This is a genomic window from Cellulophaga tyrosinoxydans, assembly GCF_900176415.1.
Lineage (GTDB): Bacteria > Bacteroidota > Bacteroidia > Flavobacteriales > Flavobacteriaceae > Cellulophaga > Cellulophaga tyrosinoxydans.
Window position 1 is genome coordinate 1,374,966 of sequence record NZ_FWXO01000001.1, and the last position, 21,447, is coordinate 1,396,412.

10 protein-coding genes are annotated in these 21,447 nt (G+C 32.8%); 4 read left to right on the forward strand and 6 right to left on the reverse strand.

Annotation, left to right across the window (positions count from 1 at the left end):
* Positions 1-7: 7 nt before the first annotated feature.
* The 6 genes from B8963_RS06230 to B8963_RS06255 form a co-directional block, all read right to left on the reverse strand.
* The gene (locus B8963_RS06230; protein ID WP_234989614.1) at positions 8-3,280 is read right to left on the reverse strand and encodes a VCBS repeat-containing protein; all 3,273 of its coding nucleotides are present in this window, start codon (positions 3,278-3,280) and stop codon (positions 8-10) included.
* 2 nt (positions 3,281-3,282) lie between these two features.
* The gene (locus B8963_RS06235; RefSeq protein WP_084060533.1) at positions 3,283-6,561 is read right to left on the reverse strand and encodes a VCBS repeat-containing protein; all 3,279 of its coding nucleotides are present in this window, start codon (positions 6,559-6,561) and stop codon (positions 3,283-3,285) included.
* A gap of 10 nt (positions 6,562-6,571) precedes the next feature.
* Positions 6,572-7,165: a hypothetical protein gene (locus B8963_RS06240; protein WP_084060534.1), complete on the reverse strand. Its 594-nt coding sequence runs from the start codon at positions 7,163-7,165 to the stop codon at positions 6,572-6,574.
* The gene (locus tag B8963_RS06245; RefSeq protein ID WP_084060535.1) at positions 7,137-10,400 is read right to left on the reverse strand and encodes a VCBS repeat-containing protein; all 3,264 of its coding nucleotides are present in this window, start codon (positions 10,398-10,400) and stop codon (positions 7,137-7,139) included. The genes B8963_RS06240 and B8963_RS06245 overlap by 29 nt, the downstream gene beginning before the upstream one ends.
* 67 nt (positions 10,401-10,467) lie before the next feature.
* On the reverse strand, positions 10,468-12,075 hold the full coding sequence (locus tag B8963_RS06250; RefSeq protein ID WP_084060742.1) for a RagB/SusD family nutrient uptake outer membrane protein: 1,608 nt from the start codon (positions 12,073-12,075) through the stop codon (positions 10,468-10,470).
* 10 nt (positions 12,076-12,085) lie between these two features.
* Positions 12,086-15,076 (reverse strand): SusC/RagA family TonB-linked outer membrane protein, encoded by a 2,991-nt coding sequence (locus B8963_RS06255; protein WP_084060536.1) that lies wholly within the window; start codon positions 15,074-15,076, stop codon positions 12,086-12,088.
* 349 nt (positions 15,077-15,425) lie between these two features.
* On the opposite strand from B8963_RS06255, the gene B8963_RS06260 reads away from it, so the two are divergent.
* From B8963_RS06260 to B8963_RS06275, 4 genes are all read left to right on the forward strand, one after another.
* Entirely contained in the window at positions 15,426-16,448 is a 1,023-nt protein-coding gene (locus B8963_RS06260) for a LacI family DNA-binding transcriptional regulator (protein WP_084060537.1), read from the forward strand.
* A 40-nt stretch (positions 16,449-16,488) separates the two neighbouring features.
* Positions 16,489-17,154, forward strand: coding sequence for a beta-phosphoglucomutase (gene pgmB / locus B8963_RS06265; protein WP_084060538.1), 666 nt, complete (start codon positions 16,489-16,491; stop codon positions 17,152-17,154).
* A 92-nt stretch (positions 17,155-17,246) separates the two neighbouring features.
* Positions 17,247-19,559 (forward strand): glycoside hydrolase family 65 protein, encoded by a 2,313-nt coding sequence (locus B8963_RS06270; protein WP_084060539.1) that lies wholly within the window; start codon positions 17,247-17,249, stop codon positions 19,557-19,559.
* A 14-nt stretch (positions 19,560-19,573) separates the two neighbouring features.
* Complete coding sequence (locus tag B8963_RS06275) at positions 19,574-21,445, forward strand: alpha-amylase family protein (RefSeq protein ID WP_084060540.1); 1,872 nt, start codon at positions 19,574-19,576, stop codon at positions 21,443-21,445.
* The last annotated feature ends 2 nt before the right edge of the window (positions 21,446-21,447 follow it).

Below are 21,447 nucleotides of genomic sequence, written 5' to 3' on the forward strand. Positions count from 1 at the left end.
GATTTTATTACTTTAATACTTCAAAAGTAAATGCTCCGTCATTATTGACAAGAACTAAGTATTTAGTTTCTTCTAATTTAATTATTTGCCTAGCATTTATGCTATTTGGAATCGGTAAATATTCAAAAGAGATTAAAGAGCCAGTAGCGTCAAAATTTAAAATGCCCCCAGAATTAGCATCGCTATTTCCTAACTCCACGGTATAGTCAAGATAATTACCAACAAATATAATTTTTTTTGATTTTTTACTTGAATCTATATAAAAATCTTCAATGCTGCTCATTTGAGCTTCAGTAGGTAGCGGAACTGCTTTAAAGTTATCGGAACCGGGATTTAAATATATCATAGAACGAAGTTCTGTAATTTTCTTAATTTCCATAATATCTTTTTCCTCCTTGCCTGTTAAATCTGTGATTGAATTAATTTTAGAAAAGCTATTATAATCTAAGAATTTCTTTTTTAAGTACGGTAGTTGTTGGACTAGTTTATCTTTTGACGCAAAGGGTACATTATTGCCGAAGAAATCGTAAAATATTATAGGATCAGGTTGACCATTGTTATCAAAGTCATCAATAAATAACTTCATTGGATTTTCAGGGGTTGCTTTTATTTTAAAATTTAATCCTGCATTTCCACCAAGAATATCTAAACGACCATTATTGTCTATGTCTGCTACTGCCACTGTATTCCACATGCCATAACTATCAGCTAAACCATAGGCTTTTGTCTCGTCTTTAAACTTATCATTACCTTGATTTATTAGAATGGTTATGGGCATCCAATCTCCTACTAAAATCAAATCAAGTAACTTATCATTATTTAAATCTGCCCATTGGCTATCTGTAACCATTCCAAATCTGAACTGTTCAACTATTGTAAAGCTACCCTTTTGATTACTTTTAAGGATGTAGCTGTATGGCGACAAGCCATATGCTCCTGGTACTGACCTATTGCCAATAAAAATATCATTAAAACCATCACCATCAAAATCACCCACAGAAATACTCCCACCGTTTGTTTTGATTAATGAAGCAGGGAAACGATTGAGTTTTCCATTGCCGTCATTAATATACAAACGATCTTCATAGGATGCGTCTTGTTCACCCCATTCATTTCCGCCACTCATAACATACAAATCCAAATCGCCATCATTTTCTAAATCAAACGCAATGGCATCAACATCCTCATAAGGTATTTCTTGTGTAAATTTATTTTTTGGATCTTCCGTAAACGTCCCGTCATATTGTTTAAGTAAAAGTAGAGGAGCTTGATTTCTTGCTCCTCCGATATAGAGGTCATCAAGCCCATCACCATTAAAATCTGCACTAACACCTACGGGCCCTTCTGAACTTAGCTTTTCAGGCATCAAAGCCTCTCTTTCATAGTCTACAAAAGTATTTTCGAAATGTGTGTAAATAAATGGATTTACTTTTGTTTCTATTTTGTTCTTAGAAATACTTTCTTCCTTTAAATCCATATTTCGAGAAATCCTATGATAGGTGTTTATTGGAAGATTTTTAACTAATTGTATTTTTCCGTCAAGCCAATATACTTTAACTGAATCTATTTTATTAATAGCTCCTAAACCAAAATTAATTTTACGTGAAGATGATGATTGAAACCCTTTGGTTACTGTTAGTTCCTTATAAAATTGCTTTCCATCGGCAAATAAGTATACTTTTGATCCAGTCGTATTTTTAAATTCTCTATCTCCAACTAAAGAGAATCCTATATAATTGTTTTTGATAATTTCTGGGCTTTTGTTTTCTAGCAGTAGCGCTGGTTCATTAATCGTATTTATAACAATATCTAAATCACCATCGTTATCTAAATCGCTATAGGCAGATCCATTGGAGTACGATGGAAATTGACCTGCTGTTTCCGTTAATTTTTCAAATTTAAGGTTACCAGTATTTCTAAAAATAATATTTGAAAGTTTAATAGTTGGCATTTCTTCTATTAACTTAAGTTCTAATTCATTCTGTTTTGTCTGATTATACTCTGAAAAATCAACATTGCTTAAATAACTTATATAGTCTAAATCATTACTCCTTTTATAAATACCGTTTGTAATATAAATATCATTAAAACTATCATTATCAAAATCTTGTATTAGCGTAGACCAACTCCAATCCGTAGCATGTGTTTCAGTCATTAAAGCAATTTCAGCAAATGTATTGTTCCCTCGATTTAATTGTAACGTGTTGCGTGCATATTGAGTTTCAAAGCCATAATTTTTTTTGATTTGTGCAATTTTATCTGTATCCTCTCCGCCAGATTTTAAAAAAATTTCATGATCAAAAGGCATCATATCTAACGAAAAAATGTCTTGATTAAGATCATTATTTAAATCTGCAATATCTACTCCCATAGTAAATCTAGAGGTATGTGAAATATATGATGCGATCGATTCTTTAAAGGTTTTATCTCCTTGATTTATATATAAGTAATCATTCTCGTGAAAATCATTTCCAATATAAATGTCTATATACCCATCATTGTTAATATCAGAAGTTGTAATTGCCAAACCATACCCTAATGCACTACTAAATATTCCTGAGTTCTCTGTAACATCAACGAATTTTATAATGCCTTCTTCTAATTTATTTTCATAGAATCTATCTCCAGCAAGATCATCGCTTATTTCCCTTTTAGAACTGCTTCCATAGCTTCTGGGCGTATGAATAGAATGATTCATTAAGTAAACATCCATATCTCCATCATTATCATAATCAAGAAAAGCAGCTTGTGTAGATAATCCAGAGAAATCTAGACCATAAGTTTTGGCAGACTCTTCAAATGTATTATTGCCTTTATTTATATATAATAAGTTATGGGCTTTAAGATTTTTATAATTGCCCACTTTAGAAACATAAATATCTAATAGTCCATCGTTGTTAATATCTTCCATTGTAACTCCTGAAGACCAAGTATTATCAATAAGAATACCAGCTTCTTTGGTTATTTCTTTAAATTTTAAATTTCCAAGATTTAAAAAAAGTTTATCGGGAGTCTGATTTGCTGTAAAATAAATATCATCTAATCCATCATTATTTATATCACCAATAGCCACTCCACCTCCATTGTAGTAATAGAGGTATTCTATAATATTTAAATCCGCTGAGGGGGTTAATTGATTTGTAAAATGGATTCCACTACTATCAGCTGGAACAGCTTCAAAATATATTGCCGCTTTATCTTTACTAATTGCATCCTTTTTTTTGTCACATCCCATTATAAAAAGACTTAATATAAAGCTCAGGAAAAATGTATTTTTCATTTTCAATATTTTAAAGTTACTATAGAATCACTGTTTCTAGCTATAATCAACTTACGATTATCAATAACAAAATCACGTATTTCTCCTTTTACAGAAAATCGTTTTTCATGATTTTGACTTTTAAATTCCATTTTACCTAAGTTTTCTATGTACACACCATAAGAAGCATCATATCTGCCCACCTCAGGTTTAACACCATAAAGATTGCCACCTAAAACAATATCTTGATCTCCATCATTATCAAAATCATCAGTAATTATTGCGTAAATGGTAGAGAATTGTGCTTCAATTGGTAGTGCTTTAACCCTGAAATTTAAATTTCCTTCATTAATTATAATTATTGTCGAAAGTGTATTTGCAACAAGTTTATTTGCATCTGATAGCTCTTTAGGTGAAAAAATATCATTAATATTTGCGTTTTTAAAAGAATTGTAATCTGGAAATCTTTTCTTAAGCCCTTTTATTTGATCAATTAAATTATGACGTAATGCAAATGGATAATCTTTATTGTTTTCTGCTCTAAAAGTTAAAATAGGATCTATGAAACCATTTTTGTCAAAATCTTTTGAGTAGAGTGTTATTGGTTGCTCTTTAGTTGCTTTAAACCTACTATTTAGGCCATGATTTCCTACAATGAAATCGATATCTCCATCATTATCAAGATCGCTTGGATATATAACGTTCCACCATCCTTTTAAATCTGAAACAATATTGTTTGCTACTTTTTTAAACACACCATTGGTATTTAGAAAAAGTTCTATGCCCATAAATTCTCCAACTACAATTAAATCTTTATCACCATCCTTATCCAGATCTTCAAATACGGCATCAGTAATCATTCCAATATTTTTAAGTTCTTTTGCTGCTCTTTCCGTAATATCAGTAAAATTGCCTTTACCGTCATTTTGAAGCACAAAACCTGAACATTTTTGTCCGTATTGAAGTGGGATAATTCGCTCTCCGACAAAAAGATCTAAATCACCGTCAGAATCAATATCTGCCGAAATTACTGTTGATGTACTATTTAATAGACCTGCATTGGGGAGTTTTTGATTAGAAAGTGTAAAATTACCTTTGCCATCATTATAATATAAACGGTCCAGAAAATCTGTTGAGTATTGAGAAAATTCAACACCTCCACTACAAACGTACAAGTCAAGATCACCGTCATTATCTGCATCAAAAAATAAACTTGCTGCATCTTCCGAATCGCGTTTAGATTCAAAGGCATTCGTGGTACTTAACTGAAATCCTTTTCCGTTTCCAAAAAAGAGACTCGCAGGTGTATTTTTAGAACCACCAATAAACAAATCTTTAAAACCATCACCATTGACATCTCCTATTGACATCTTTGGTCCTTCTGTGCTGCACATATGATTCAATAATCTATCTCTATCAAAATCTACAAATCGGTTTTCTATATGTTTAAAATTTAAATAATTTGTAATTTTATTAAAAAGAGGTAAAAGAGCTGTTTCTTTTTCACTTTCGATAAGGCGACCATCTGTCTCTGACACATACAATGTTTGATTAACAGTAACGTTATTTAAAATCGTTTTTTTACCAGAAGGCCAATTAATTTTTATAGTTACCGGATTCTTAGAACTTAATCCGATTATAGATCTTGGATCCATACTTGATTGAAAACCCCTAACAGGCTGGTTTTCTTTGAAAATATTTTCTGATGTGATTTCAATTCTTGCTCCTATGGCATTTATATTTTTTTTCTCACCTTTTAATACCAATGTTATATAATTGCCTTTTTTAGATTCAGTAGTAGTATTTTTATAGATAAAGGACTTCATATTTACATTATTTACCACCAAATCTAAGTCACCATCATTATCTAAGTCACCATAAGCAGCTCCGTTAGAAAAACTTTCGGTTTGGAGGCCAGATTCTTGAAAATCTTGAAAATCAAGATTGCCTAAATTTTTATAGGCATGATTTTTTATCATATTAGAAGGGATAATTTCGATTAATTTCGCATAATTGATCGAGTCACTAGATATGATAGATTTTATTACCTCTTCATTAGAAATATACTGTAAATAATCTTGATTAGTTAGGTCTCTATAGATGCCATTAGCAATGAAAAGATCTTTTAAACCATCATTATCCATATCAAAAATCAGGGCTCCCCAACTCCAGTCAGAAGCTTCTACACCACTTAGTCTTCCAATTTCACTAAATGAATTATCTGTATTATTTAATTGAAACGTATTTCTGGTAAACTGATGATGGTATCCACTATTTAATTTAATTTGATATTTATTCCAATCTTCAAAAGTGGTTACAGTTTTTAAACGTTCATATTCAGAAGGTAACATTTCAGTAACAAAAATGTCATTATAACCATCGTTATTAATATCGGCCATATCAGCACCCATAGATGCGCCACTCGTGGCTGTTATTTCATTCTCAAGATCTTCAGTAAAGGTTCCATCTTGGTTATTTATATAAAGGTAATCTCTTTCAAAAAAATCATTTGAAACATAAATATCTTCCCATCCATCATTATTAACATCACCGATAGTTACCCCTAAGCCAAAACCAACTACACTCCCATAAATACCCGCTTTTTCACTTACATCAACGAATTTACCATTTACGTTTTCCATTAATTTATCACCACCTAGCAAATCTCTTTTCGGACGTTCATTTCTTCTAAGGTCAAAGCTACCGATAGCTTGGTAAGAGTTGTTTAGAATATAAACATCTAAATCACCGTCTTTATCATAATCAAAAAAAGAAGCATGTGTAGAAAAGCCTTTATCATCAAGATTGTATTCGCTGGCCATTTCAGTGAAAGTTTGGTCGCCATTGTTTATAAATAGCTCGTTCTGTTTATTTTCACCTTTTATATCTCCTGAATTGCATACGTAAATATCCATGAAGCCATCGGCATTAATGTCTACCATTGTTACTCCAGTTGACCAAGGTTTCGTGCCACCAACTTTAGCTTCATCTGTTATATCTTTAAACTTTAAGTTTCCTAAGTTAAGATAGAGTCTGTTCTTTTCTTGATTTGCAGTAAAATAAATATCAGGTAGACTATCATTATTAATATCACCGATAGCAACACCTCCTCCATTATAAAAGTTTCGATATTTGTAAACGTTAAATTCATTGGAATATCCTAATTTATTAACAAAATCAATTCCTGTTTCAGATTCCTTTAGTAAATGGAAAACGTTTTGATCTTTTTCTTTTTCTGGATTAGACTCACAACCCATTAAAAGTAATGTGAGTGTTATATATATTATGTATTTCGAGTTCATGTAAACTGAGTTAATCGATGATATAGCGGAGATCGTCAATTCGCGCATTTATTTCTTTATTGTTTTCTAGAGGCTCTATGATAATTCGACGATTTCCATCAATTTTTACGAGTACTTTCTTTTGGTTTTTTTTAATTGGTACCAGAACAAAATCATTTCCAGGATACCAATGTAATAAACTATCTTTTATGACGGGTAACAATTGATCAGCATGATAAAATTTATTCCATAGTGCCCATGACTCGTAATAAAATTTAAGATCCATTCCAGTCATAATTTTTTCCTCATTAAAAATTCCGTAAAACAACATGTTAATATCACTAACTGTAGAATCTTTTTTTTTCGTAGGTAGTTGATATTTCACAAAATTATTGGAAGCGCTATGACCTATAATTCGTTTGTTGTTTAATTCCCAGCATTTATCAAAAAAGTCTTGTTTTTTAATACCAAATTTTAAACCTAAAAATAGTGAGTCATTTACTGTTTCTTTTCCCAATTCTTCTTTTACAAGTTGTGAATATTCTGATTCGTAACAACTTGATATTATTAGGGTAATTAAACAAAATAAAAACGGTTTAATACGTGTAAAAACTAAGTTTTTCATTATTTTTTGCTACTAATGCTATTTTTTTATTTTTATAATCTAACCATTTTAATGCTCTTATTTGACCATTAATTTGTAGTGAAATTGCTTCTTTGAATTTTTTGTCCTCTAAAGATGACCCAAAGATAATCCATCCTTTTGAAGCATCATACTTTCCGAACTGCGGTTTAACTAAAAATTGGTTACCTCCAAAGAAAAGGTCTAGATTTCCGTCATTATCAATATCTTCTGTAGTTATTGTATACACAGGTGCGTATTGAATTTCACTCGGCAATGCTTTAGAAATAAATTTACCATTTTGATTAAAATATACAGTACTTTCTAGAGTATTTAAATCAAAATGTAAGATATTGGATAATATTTTTTCAGAAAAAAGTGATTGTATGGTTGCTTTACCGTAATCTTTGTAATAAAGCAATTTCTTTTTTAGAGACGGTATTTGAGAAATTAATTCGTCTTTATCAACTATCGGGTAGTACTCATCGTTTACTTTTTTACAGATAATTTGCTCTTTAAAGCCGTTTCCATCAAAATCACCAACAAACATTCTCATGTTAGGCTCAAAAAAATTGTTAAGTCCTATGTTACCAATAATTAAATCTTGGTCTCCGTCATTATCAACATCTGCAAGTTCTAGGGATGTCCAAATGCCTGAAGAATTGGCAAGTCCATATAATTCACTACTATCTGTAAACTTACCCTTTTTGTTAAGATAAATTTTTACTGACATCCATTCTCCAACGACAATTAAATCTTCCCAACCATCATTGTTTATATCCGTCCAACTAGCATCAGTAATCATCCCAATATCGTTGAAAACATTAGTTTCAAATATTTTAAAATTTCCATATCCATTATTTTCTAATAGAAAACCAGAACATGGTGCTCCATATAGATTTGTTTTGTAACGTTCACCAACAAACAAGTCCGTGTCGCCATCATTATCAAAATCAGCTACTTTTACTACTGATGAACTAATAGTTTTACTAAAAGTGAGCGCTGATGATACTTTTGTGAAATTATTATTTTCGTTTTTGTAATATGAATCGTTTAATGCAATCGAGTATGGTGAGAATGCCTTTCCTCCATGAGCAACGTATAAATCCATATCACCGTCATTATCTCCATCAAAAAAAACCGCGTCAACATCTTCTGATGGACTATCATTTTTAAAAGGATCACTTATTTCTTGATATCCGTTTTTAGAAGAAATAAAGAGGCGAGCACATTGGTTTTTAGCTCCACCTATGAAAAAATCTTCATCACCATCGCTATTAAGGTCAAAACTTGCCAAGGCAGGACCTTCATTACTATACATTTGAGGGATTAGTCTTTCATTATTAAAATCATTATAACTATTTTCTTCATGACTAAAATTAGCTAAAGGCAGAGTTTCTGATAAAACAATTTTATGTCTTTTTTTACTAAGTAGTTGTTGATTAGAACCATAATCTGTAGGTTCTGTTAAAGTTAAGCTTTGATTTGTTGGTACATTGATTAGTCTTGATTGCTTTCCATTAGGCCATTGAACGTGTATTGAATCAACTAGATTTACAGTACCAAGACCAAAATGTATGCCATCGGCTACATTACTTTGAAACCCTCTTGAGGTATAGTTTTCGCCAAAACTAGTTTCTCCATTATTATAAAATATTTGTGCTTGAGCACCAATGGCTTTTGTATTTTTGTTGTTAGTTTTAAATTTTAAATATACACTGCGATGCGTTAATGTATCTGTGTTGTTTTCATACACAAATGCTGGCATGTTAACGTTGTTTATGACCAAATCTAGATCACCATCATTATCTAAATCTCCATATGCGCTGCCGTTACTAAAGCTAGGTTGGTCTAAACCCCATTCTTTACTTGTCTCTTTAAATTTAAAGTCGCCAAGATTTTGAAAAGTTCCATTTACTATGGCCTTGGAAGGCATTGCATCGATCAATTTCTTTATAATATCCTTTTCTTTACCCTGAACTCTATTTCGTATAGTTTCATCATTGGCTTCATAAGTTAAATAATCTCGATCTAGTAAATCTTTATAAATACCATTACTTACGTAAATATCTCGTAAGCCACTGTTATCCATATCGAAAATTAAGGTGCTCCAGCTCCATTCAGTGGCAGCAACTTGAGCTTGTCTTCCAATTTCAAGAAATGAATTATTTCCTAAGTTTCTTTGTAAAGTATTTCTAGAATACTGATCATAATAACCTTGTTTTTTGGCTAATTGCTGTTTATTCCATGATTCGAACATGGTTTTAGTTTTTTTTCTTTCTTCTGTCGTAGGTAGCATTTCAGTTACCATAAGATCTGTAAAGGAATCATTGTTTAAATCGGCAAGATCTGCACCCATAGATCCCATAGAAATTGAAGAAAAATATTTTTCCAATTCTTCACTAAATCCTCCTTTTTGATTGTTAATATACAAATAGTCTTTTTCGAAAAAATCATTTGAAATAAAAATATCAGTCCAGTTGTCATCGTTGAAGTCGCCTAATGTAATGCCAAGGCCAAAACCAATTTTACTTGAAAAAATATTAGCCTCTTTTGTTATGTCTACAAATACGCCCTCATCGTTTCTAAAAAATTTGTTACCGCTACCATTGGGGTCTGGAACGTTTCTTTGATCTTTAATAAGATCAAATGCTCCTATTGATTTTATAGAGTTATTTAGTACGTAGCAGTCTAAATCTCCATCTTTATCAAAATCGAAAAATGCAGCTTGAACAGAAAGGCCTTCAACATCTAAGCCATATTGTTTTGAAGATTCTGTAAATGTAAGGTCACCGTTATTAATAAAAAGTTCGTTATGTCTGTTCTCTCCGCCAGGCTTACCAGATTTACAGACGTATAAATCTATAAACCCATCACCATTTACATCAGCAAATGTAGCTCCTGAAGACCATACATCCTTACAAGCAACATTAGCTTTATCAGTGATATCTTCGAATTGCCAGTTACCTTTATTAAGGTATAATTTATTTTCAACTTGATTTCCGGTGAAATATATGTCATTTAATCCATCATTATTAATATCGCCAATTGCTACACCACCACCATTGTAAAAGTTGCGATAGACATAAGGATTAAAATCTTCAGTATACGTTAATTTATTCTCAAAATTGATACCTATGCTATTATTCTTTAAGCTAAATAGAGAAGATGTTTGCTCTTCTTGTTTTCTGGAACAAGAAATACAAATAGAAATACAAAGGACTACTAGCAATTTCATTGGATATGTTTTAAAAAAAAGGGTTGCTCATTATGAGCAACCCTAAAACTATACAAAATATTTATAATTAGTATCCTGGGTTTTGTGTTAAACCACTACCTACTGCTTGAATTTGAGCGAATGGTATTGGGAATATAGTTCTGTAAGCATCACTATTTGTTTTTTCCCACCAAGAATCTCCCCATTTCCCAAAACGAATTAAATCAGTTCTACGGCTAGATTCTTGAAACATTTCTTTTCCTCTTTCTGCAAGGAAAGTATCAGCGTCAATAGTACCTAATGGACCAAGACCAGCTCTATCTCTAAGTGCATTTACATCAGGTAAAGATAAACTCCAATCTCCAGCTGCTCTTGATTTTGCTTCAGCACGCATTAAATGAATATCACCTAGTCTAAATATAGGATAGTCATTATTCATTTCTTGTCTTCCAAAAAGTTGAAAGCTAAATTTCTTGGCGCGAACACCACTTTCTCTAGGAGAGTTAGGTTCTAGTTCAGAAATTGCTGGAGTATAATTTAGAACTAAATTATCGTCATCAGCAGCAAAGTCAAGTAAAGCATTACCTGAAAAATCTGTTTGTGGACCAGCTAAGAAACTAGCTTCTTTACGTAAATCCGTATTGTCATAACTATTGTAAAACTCTTCTAAAACTTGATAACCATTCCAAGGCTGCTGATCCAGAGCATAAGTTAATTGTGTACTGTAGTGAAAATTCATTTGAGAAAAATTCATTCCTCCAGCACTAACAGCATCATAATATATCGACCAAATCATTTCTGGGTTGAACTGGTTGTTCGGTGCAAATATAGCAGCATACCCCGTTAAATTTTCAGGATCTGTGTCTACTTCTGGTCTTTTTGCTAAGTTTGGAATTGAAGTTGCAGAAGTAGATAGCATATAAGGACCATTGTCAATCACATAAGTTGCAGCAATATCAGCTTCATTGAAACGAGCTGTTCCGGTATATACTTGAGCGTTCAAATATAATTTAGCTAATAATGATAAAGCTGCATATTGATTTATTATATAAGGCTGAGCAGCTGTTCCTAAAGCACTTCCAGATAAATCCATGCCTGGCGTAACTGCAGTAATTCCTAAAACAGATAAAAGTTCACTTTCGATAAAGTTAAAAGCATCTAGTCTAGTGGTTTGTGGTGCATCTACTCCTGATGCAGTAATAATTTTAATTCTACCAAACAAGTCCATTAATCTAAAATGTTGGAATGCTCTTATTACTCTAGCCTGCGCTGCTTCGTTGGGGGATAAATTTCCTGCTAACGCAAGATTTGCCTCACCGATACCTGCATAAGCATTGTTCCAAGTATCATTAAGAGGTCCGCTAGAAGCATCAAAAGTATGTCTGTGCATCTGCAACCAGATTCCTCCATCAAACCAGTCACCACCTTTTTGACCGATCGCCATTTCATCAGAAGAAACGGTTTGGACTGAATAAAAAGAGCCATGCCCCGCAGAACCATTGCGTATACCATTGTATGAAGCAGTTAGATTACCTGATGGTAGAACACCACCTGCTGTAGCTCCTTCAATCACAGTTACACCATTATCTGAAAACTGTGTTGTTAATTCATCTTCTAAAACTTCGTCTAAATTGGTACATCCGTACGTAAAAAGGAGTATACCGCATATGAAGTTTAATTTAATTAATCTATTCATATCTTTTTTTTTAAAAATTAACATTTAAACCTAAGGTAAAAGTAGTTGCCGTAAAGTAGTTATATCTTCTTTCGATACCTGGCGCTAATACGTTTGGCGTTAGTCCTCTAGCTGCACCGTTATCAACAGGGCCAAAATCTTGAAGAGCTGGCTCTGGATCAGTACCTGTGTAACTAGTTAGGGTAAATAAATTTTGACCTGCTAAGGACACTCTTATATTTTTGATATAATTATTATTAATATCAAAGTTATATCCTACAGAAAGGTTATCTAATCTTAAAAAGTCCGCTTTTTCAACATAGTAAGAACTAAATTGTGCGGTTTTTATATCATCGCGGGCTAAATCAGTATTTACAAAATTATAAGATGATTGTGAACCAATACGAGGCTCATAAAAAGCTCGGAATGTATTTACTAAGCTATGACCAAAAGCACCTCTGAAAAAAGCATTAATATCCCAATTACCTACGGTAATTTGGTTTGTCCAACCTAATTCAAAATCAGGTAAACCTTTCCCAAGAACTGCAAAATCTGCATCTTCGTTTAAAGCACTACCTTGATCAGTGATTAACGTTCCATCACCATTAACATCTACTAAGATTGGTGAACCATTAGCATCTACTTCTCCTGAGAATACAGGCCCCCATATTTGGCCAATTTCTTCACCTTCTCTTATAAGTATGACATTAGTGCCGTTTTGTCCTGGGGCTCCTAAGTTAGCAGTTGTACGATCACCACCTATATTTTCTTTTAATACTGATTTATAACTAGAGAATATAATACCTGTGTTATAATTTAGTTTTTCGCTTTTTAAAACATCGTAATTAGCTGATAATTCAATACCTTTTGTATTTAGAGCACCTGCATTTTGAAATTGAGAGCTAAATCCATCGTTTGTTGCAGCATCAATAGGTATACTTTGAATAAAATCATTAACATCTCTATTGTAAATATCCAAAGTTGCAGACAAACGATCCATGGCAAATTCAAAACCTAAATTAAGTTCTCTTTTCTCTTCCCATCCTAGTTCTGGATTAGGTTTTCTTGTACCAATTCCAGTTGCAGAGGAACCGAATCCATTAGAGCCATTCACAACGTTGAAGTTTGTTTGTGATAAACCAACACTACCTGGAGTAGCACCTGTAACTCCGTATCCTAATCTAGCTTTCAATAGATTTACATTAGGTAATTCTAAATATTTATTAGCATCAACACCTACAGAAACTGAAGGGAAAAGTCCCCATTTATTATCTTCACCAAATCTACTTGATCCCTCTCTACGAACAGAAGCGTCGAAATATATGGCATTATCAAAAGTGGCGTTTATTTTTCCGAAAAATGCTATAATTCTATCATCATCATTTCTTCCGCTATTTGCAATTACTCGACCAGCTTCTAATAAATCTTGACCTACTTCAATAGCATTACCAAAGTTGAAATCCACACCTGGAGGAAAATCTGCTAATTGCAGATAGTATTCATTAAAATCACTTTCTTGCCAAGAATAACCACCTGTTGCACTTAAAGAAAGTTTATCGTTGATTGTTTTACTCCAATTACCATACAATTCGAATGTCTGGTTTCTAGCTTCATTAGTATAAAAGTCTGCTCTACCCTTTCTAAAAGGACTTAAAGCATTTCCTCTGAAAAAGCTTGTAGTAGGATAATATTGTCTATTCTGTGTTTTCACATTTTGTTGACCAATATTTAAAATAGCAGAAAAATTATCTGTAAAACTGTAATCAAAGTCTAAGCTATAATTTATTGAAGTTGTAGTTCCGAAATTTTGATTTTGATTTGCTATCGAAACTGGGTTAAAACTATCAAAAAGGCCTAGAGTTTCAAAGTAACCGCCAAATTGAGGAGCATTAAATACAAAAGGTGCATCTGTTCCTAATATTGGAGCGGTTGGGTTATATAAAACAGCATAACGCAGAGCCTCTTCGAATCCAAAATCAGAATCTCTTTGAGTTAATGCAGAATTAAAATCAATCTTTAACTTATCATTTAGCATTCTGCCAGACAGTTTAGTTCTTGCATTAAATTGGTTAAATCCTGAATTCACCAAAACACCTTCAGCATCTCTAAAATTAACTGAGACACGATAATTTGCGTCTTCCGTGCCCCCCACAGCAGCGACGTTGTGGACTGTAGTTAGTGCAGTTCTTGTAACCTCGTCTCTCCAATTTGTATCTGCGCCAAGATCACTTCCTCCAGCAGCTATAAATTCTTCTCTATTCATTGTTGCAATTTCATTTGCTTTTGTAGCCATAGAGTACTGTCCATTATAGGAAACCGAAAACGGCTGTCCATTTTTGCCAGATTTTGTGGTTACTAATATAACACCACTAGAACCTCTTGTACCATAAATAGCCGCAGCTGAACCATCTTTAAGCACGGTAATATTTTCTATGTCACTTGGATCAACATTACTCAAAGACTGCCCCAAGATTCCATCAATAACAACTAGTGGTTCTGTATTCCCACCAATGGTTGAAACCCCTCTTAGTCTTATTGTAGCACTGGCATTGGGATTACCTCCTTTATTGTAAATACTAAGCCCTGCGACTTTTCCTTGAAGTAATGATTGCGCATCGTTAATAACTCCTTGGTTAAAATCTTCTACATTTACACTTGTAACAGATGAAGTAATTTCTTTTCGTACTTGTGTACCATAACCAACAACTACGATTTCATCCAATGCCTGAGCATCTTCAGCAAGTGTTGCATTGATAGTCGAATTGCCATTAACGGCGATTTCTTGGCTTTTGTAGCCAATGTAGCTAAAAACTAAAGTTGCTCCACTACCTACATTGCTTATAGTGTAGTTACCATCAAAATCGGTTTGAGTACCGTTTGTTGTTCCTTTAACAAGAACACTTGCTCCTGGCAAAGGGCCATTGGCATCAGAAACTGTTCCGGACACCTCCTGTGCTTGTGTCATACCAAAACATAAAAATGCCCCAGCAATAAGCAAGCTTTTAAATAGCTTAATCTTCATAAATAATTAATTTAAGTTGAGTTAATTTAAATTCAAAAGTTAAAAATATGCAAAAAAGTTGTTAAATTTTTATTTCGTCACCAATCCATATTCACGAAAACGGTTTCGTGTTGATAACTTTATCTGATTGACATAATATTAATTTAAATATAGTTTGAATGTGTAATTCTCAATATTTATAGATAAAAGTATGAATCTGTAATTTTTAAACAAAGATACATATTTAATTTATTATAGAAATTCTTAGAGTTTATTCTGCAATTGTTAAAATATTAGGTTTTATTATATAGTCATTATTTATATAGTATTTTAACATTTTAAAAATTAGGATAACGGAAAATTGAACATTTTGAAACAAAAAATAACATTAAAGCACATTGCTCGCGAATTAGAAGTTTCCATTTCAACAGTGTCAAAAGCATTAAAAAATAGTGAAGAAATTAGTAGGGATACTAAAGAAAAAATCCAAGCATTTGCGAAATTATATAACTACAAACCCAATAATATAGCGATTAGTCTTAAGAATAAGCGTACAAAAAACATTGGAGTTATTATTCCTGATATCGTCCATCATTTTTTCACAACAGTGTTTAGGGGTATTGAAAAATTTGCTAATACCAAAGGCTATAATGTAATTGTTTGTGTTTCTGACGAATCTTTTGATAAGGAAGTTATAAATATGGAGATTCTTGCTAATGGTAGTGTAGATGGGTTTATAATGTCTCTATCTTCCGAAACTCAACTTAAAAACGACTATAATCATTTAAAGGAGTTAATAGAGCAAGGGATTCCATTGGTTTTGTTTGATAGGGTTACAGATGCTGTAGAATGCGATAAAGTCTTGATTAATGATAAAGATGGTGCCTATAGAGCAGTAAAGAAACTTTTAGAAAATGGTAGAAAAAAAATAGCTCTCGTTGCCACAGAAGATTATCTAAGTGTTAGTAAAAATAGATCAGATGGCTATTTTCAAGCTTTAAAAGAACAGAATATTAAAATAGATAAAAATTTAATTTTACGTCTACCATCAATGAATAGTGTTGAGGGTAATGAAATGGAAGAATTTTTTAAAAATGAAAAGATAGATGCTGTATTGTGTGTGAACGAAATATATGCCATTCACGGTATGCGAATTGCTCAAAGACTTGGGTATAAAATTCCTGAAGATATTGAGTTTATTGGATTTACAGATGGAATCTTATCCAAATTCTCTAACCCTACACTAACATCTGTTGCACAACATGGTGAAAAAATGGGTGAAATTGCCGCAGAAATGCTTATTGAAAAAATAGAAATAGAAAATGATGTAGAAACTTACCGTACTGAAGTTTTGGAACCAACTATTATGGAGAGAGAATCTACTATTAATTAATTTTTAAGTCTTCTTAAAAAAATTACATGAATAAATAAGAATGAGTACTATAGGATTTATATTTGATTTAGATGGTGTTATTGTGGATACAGCAAAATACCATTATCTAGCATGGAAAAACTTAGCCAATGAATTAGGATTTGAGTTTACCCATGAACAAAACGAATTATTTAAAGGGGTAAGCAGAAAACGGTGCTTAGAAATTTTACTCGAAATAGGAGGAATAAAAGCCACTAAAGAGCAATTCGACACCTGGATGATCGAAAAAAACGTAGATTATTTGCAGTATATAGATAAAATGGATGCTTCGGAAATACTACCAGATGTTCCAAAAGTATTAGACTTTTTAAAAGCTAAGAATATTCCAATAGCCTTGGGTTCCGCAAGCAAAAATGCGAAACCTATTTTAGAAAAAGTAAATTTACTTTCTTATTTTGATGCCATAGTGGACGGGAATAATGTTGCCAAAGCAAAACCAGATCCAGAGGTATTTTTAATTGCAGCTGATAAACTTGGAGTTTCGCCAAGTAGATGTGTGGTTTTTGAAGATGCTGTTGCTGGCATTCAAGCTGCAAATACTGCAAATATGGTGAGTATAGGTATTGGAGATTCAAATGTTTTGAGTGAGGCAAAATATAATTTCAATAATTTTACCGAAATAGATAGTTCTTTTTTGAATAAATTAGTCGCGAACTTAGCCGAATAATATTTGTTATAGAGCCTATAAAAATTACTACTTCATTTCTTAGCTTTGTTTATTAAATAACTACCGAATAACATTAAATTTAAAAGATTACAATGAATCAGGATTATATAACACCAAATAGTTGGTCTATTATTGAAGAAGGTTTTGATAAGGAAAAAGTAAAATCTTCCGAAAGTTTATTTAGTATCGGCAATGGCGCCATGGGACAGCGTGCTAATTATGAAGAAACATATTCAGGCCCAACTTTTCAAGGTAGTTATATCGGAGGCGTATATTATCCGGATAAAACAAGAGTTGGATGGTGGAAAAATGGCTATCCGGAATATTTTGCGAAAGTTCTAAATGCACCTAATTGGATTGGCATTAATGTTACAATAAATAATGAGGTTCTTGATTTAAATACGTGTAAATCCATTTCAAATTATAAAAGAGAATTGAACATGAAAGAAGGTTGGTATCAGCGTTCTTTTGTGGCCATTTTAGCTAATGATACTAAGGTTGAAGTTATTGCCACTCGTTTTTTAAGTTTAGATTTAAATGAAGTAGGGGCAATTAAATATCAAATAAAACCATTAGATACTGATGCTGTTATTGTTTTTGAACCTTATTTGGATAGTGCTATAACTAATGAAGATAGTAATTGGGATGACAAATTTTGGAATACAACAGCTATAACTTCAGAAGAAACCCAGGCTTTTATTGAGGCCCACACCATGAAAACAAATTTTGCGACCTGCACTTTTATGCAATCGCAATTGGCCTTAAATGGTGAATTTGTTAGTCAAAAACCAAAGGAATCCTCTTCAGAGTTTTTGATAAAACATACCTATATCCAAAAAGTTAAAAAAAATGATGTTGTAACTCTTTATAAATTTGGTGGTTATACAGTTGACAGAAATCATAAAGCTTCACAATTAATTGCAGCAGCCAAAGGTGTTTTGAAAAAAGCAACCGATTTAGGTTTTGATGCTTTACTAGAGAAGCAGAAGTTGGCTTGGGCTAAAATCTGGGAAATGAGCGATATCACTATCGAAGGAGATACAAAAGCGCAACAAGGTATTCGATTTAATATTTTTCAATTAAATCAAACCTATTCAGGTACAGATTCTCGTTTAAATATTGGACCTAAAGGATTTACTGGCGAAAAATATGGAGGAAGTACGTATTGGGATACAGAAGCCTATTGCATTCCATTTTATATGGCTACAAAAGATCAGAAAGTTGCCAGAAATTTATTGGAATACAGATACCATCATTTAGAAAAGGCCATAGAAAATGCTAAGAAATTAGGTTTTTCAAATGGAGCAGCACTCTATCCGATGGTGACCATGAATGGCGAGGAATGCCATAATGAATGGGAAATTACCTTTGAAGAAATTCATAGAAATGGAGCAATTGCATTTGCCATTTTTAATTATTATAGATTCACAGGAGACTACACTTACATTCCAGAAATGGGTCTCGAGGTTTTAATCGGTATTGCACGTTTTTGGCATCAAAGAGCAACTTTTTCTACCCAAAAGGATAAGTATGTTATTCTTGGTGTTACTGGACCTAATGAATACGAGAACAACGTAAATAACAACTGGTATACCAACTATTTGGCAAAATGGTGTATTAACTATGCAGTGGAGCAATTAAAGAAAGTTAAAGATGGCTACCCAGAAGATTATCATAGAATTATTGGCGTAACGAAGCTTACAGATAATGAAACAGAAAAATGGAAAAAAGTTGCTGATAACATGTATTTTCCATATTCAGCTACCCATGATATATTTTTACAACAAGATGGTTTCTTAGATAAAGAATTAATTACGGTTGCAGATTTACCTAAATCGCAACGCCCAATAAATCAAAAATGGAGTTGGGATCGCATTTTACGTTCTCCTTACATAAAACAAGCGGATACTTTACAAGGATTTTATCTTTTTGAAGATCATTTTAGCATCGAAGCATTAGAAAAGCACTTTGATTTTTACGAACCTTTTACAGTTCACGAATCTTCGTTGTCGCCATGTGTACATAGTATTCAAGCGGCTAAATTAAATAGAATGGAGCAGGCCTATACTTTCTATTTACGAACTTCGCGTTTAGATCTAGATGATTATAATAAAGAAGTAGAAGAAGGTTTGCACATTACTTCTATGGCTGGAACTTGGATGAGTATTGTTGAAGGTTTTGGTGGTATGCGAGTGGTAGAAGATAAATTATCATTTATGCCCAGAATACCTAAGCAATGGAAGGCTTATTCTTTTAAAATTAATTTTAGAAAACGAATTTTAAAGGTAACCGTATCGCAGCAAGAAACTAAATTTCAATTAGAAGGTACGGAAGATACATCGATTCGAGTGAATGGAAAAAGAATAGTGATTTCTCCAGAAAAGGAAGTTGTAGTTGCCAATTAATAAATCAATTTAAAATGAAAAAGTGTTTTATACTAGTGTTAATTTTTATTGGATTAGCATGTAAAGACACTAAAAAACAAGATACCAATGTCATGAATACAAATTCAGTCAAAAAAAAGGAAGTTGTATATCAGGTCTTTACACGTCTTTTTGGCAATACCAATACTACTAATAAACCATGGGGGACTATTGAAGAAAATGGAGTGGGCAAATTTTCCGATTTTACGGAAAAAGCATTGCAAGAAATAAAAAATTTGGGGGTAACACATATTTGGTATACCGGAGTGCCACATCATGATGTTATTCGCGATTATACAAAATTCGGAATTTCAAATGATGATCCAGATATTGTAAAAGGGAGAGCAGGATCGCCTTATGCTGTTAAAGATTATTACAATGTAAACCCAGATTTAGCTGATAATCCAGAGAAAAGATTAGAAGAATTTAAGGCTTTATTAGAAAGATCGCATCGTGCAGGACTAAAGGTGATTATTGATATTGTCCCAAATCATGTAGCGCGTAATTATGAAGGCAAAAGCACTCCTAAAGGGTTGGAGCCATTCGGAGTAACCGATGATACAAGCGTTGAATACAGCAGAGATAATAATTTTTATTACGTTCCAAATGTAGAATTTAAGGTTCCAGTTTGGCGTGACGGTTACCAACCTTTAGGCGGCGAACAAACAAATTTGGCAGATGGAAAATACACTGAAATTCCAGCAAGATGGACAGGTAATGGATCTCGTTTAGCACAGCCCGATTTTAATGATTGGTACGAAACTGTAAAAATTAATTATGGCGTACGGCCAGATGGTTCCTATGATTTTGATCGTCTTCCGGACGAATTTAACAACAAAGATTATAAGGAACACTATGCATTTTGGTCTAAAAAAAATGTACCAAATTCTTGGATAAAATTTAAAGACATTGCGCTCTATTGGTTAGCAATGGGGGTCGATGGTTTCCGGTTTGATATGGCTGAAATGGTGCCTGTAGAATTTTGGAGCTACCTTAATTCGAATATTAAAATGAAGAATGCTGATGCTTTTTTATTAGCTGAAGTGTATAATCCGGCTTTGTACAGAGATTATATTCGAAAAGGGAAAATGGATTATTTGTATGATAAGGTTGAACTTTATGATAGTCTAAAACCTATAATGGCGGGTCATGGATGGACAGACCATATACAAACAGTGCAAAGCGGAATGACAGATATTGAGCATAATATGCTTCATTTTTTAGAAAACCATGATGAACAGCGTATTGCAAGTCCTGAATTCGCTGGAGATCCTAAAAAAGCAATGCCCGCAATGGTTGTTTCTGCAACTATTAGCACATCTCCAACCATGATTTATTTTGGCCAAGAAGTTGGTGAACCTGGAGCTGAAAAGGCAGGCTTTGGAAGTCCGAGTAGAACATCAATATTCGATTATATTGGCGTACCCACGCTACAACGTTGGGTAAACAACAAAAAATTTGATGGCGGACAATCTACCGAAGATGAAAAAAACCTTCGTGATTTTTATAAACGATTATTGAATTTTACCATTACTAGTGATGCTTTAATGGGTGAGTATCAAGAAATTCATTACTATAACAAAGAACATACCCAAGGTTATGACCATCGAGTGTTTACCTATTGCAGATGGTCTGAAAATGAAAGACTAATTGTATTAAGTAATTTTGATGCTAATAAAGAATATCAATTTTCTGTAAAAGTACCTCAAGAGATAATTCAAAAATGGGGCTTAGCAATAGGAGAGTACCCAATGAAAGATCAATTATATGGAGTTGAAAAGCCTACATTAGTAATTGGTGATGATGGTGTTGGAACTTTTTCAATTCAAGTAAAACCGCTAGAATCATTTATATTTAAAGTAAAATAAAA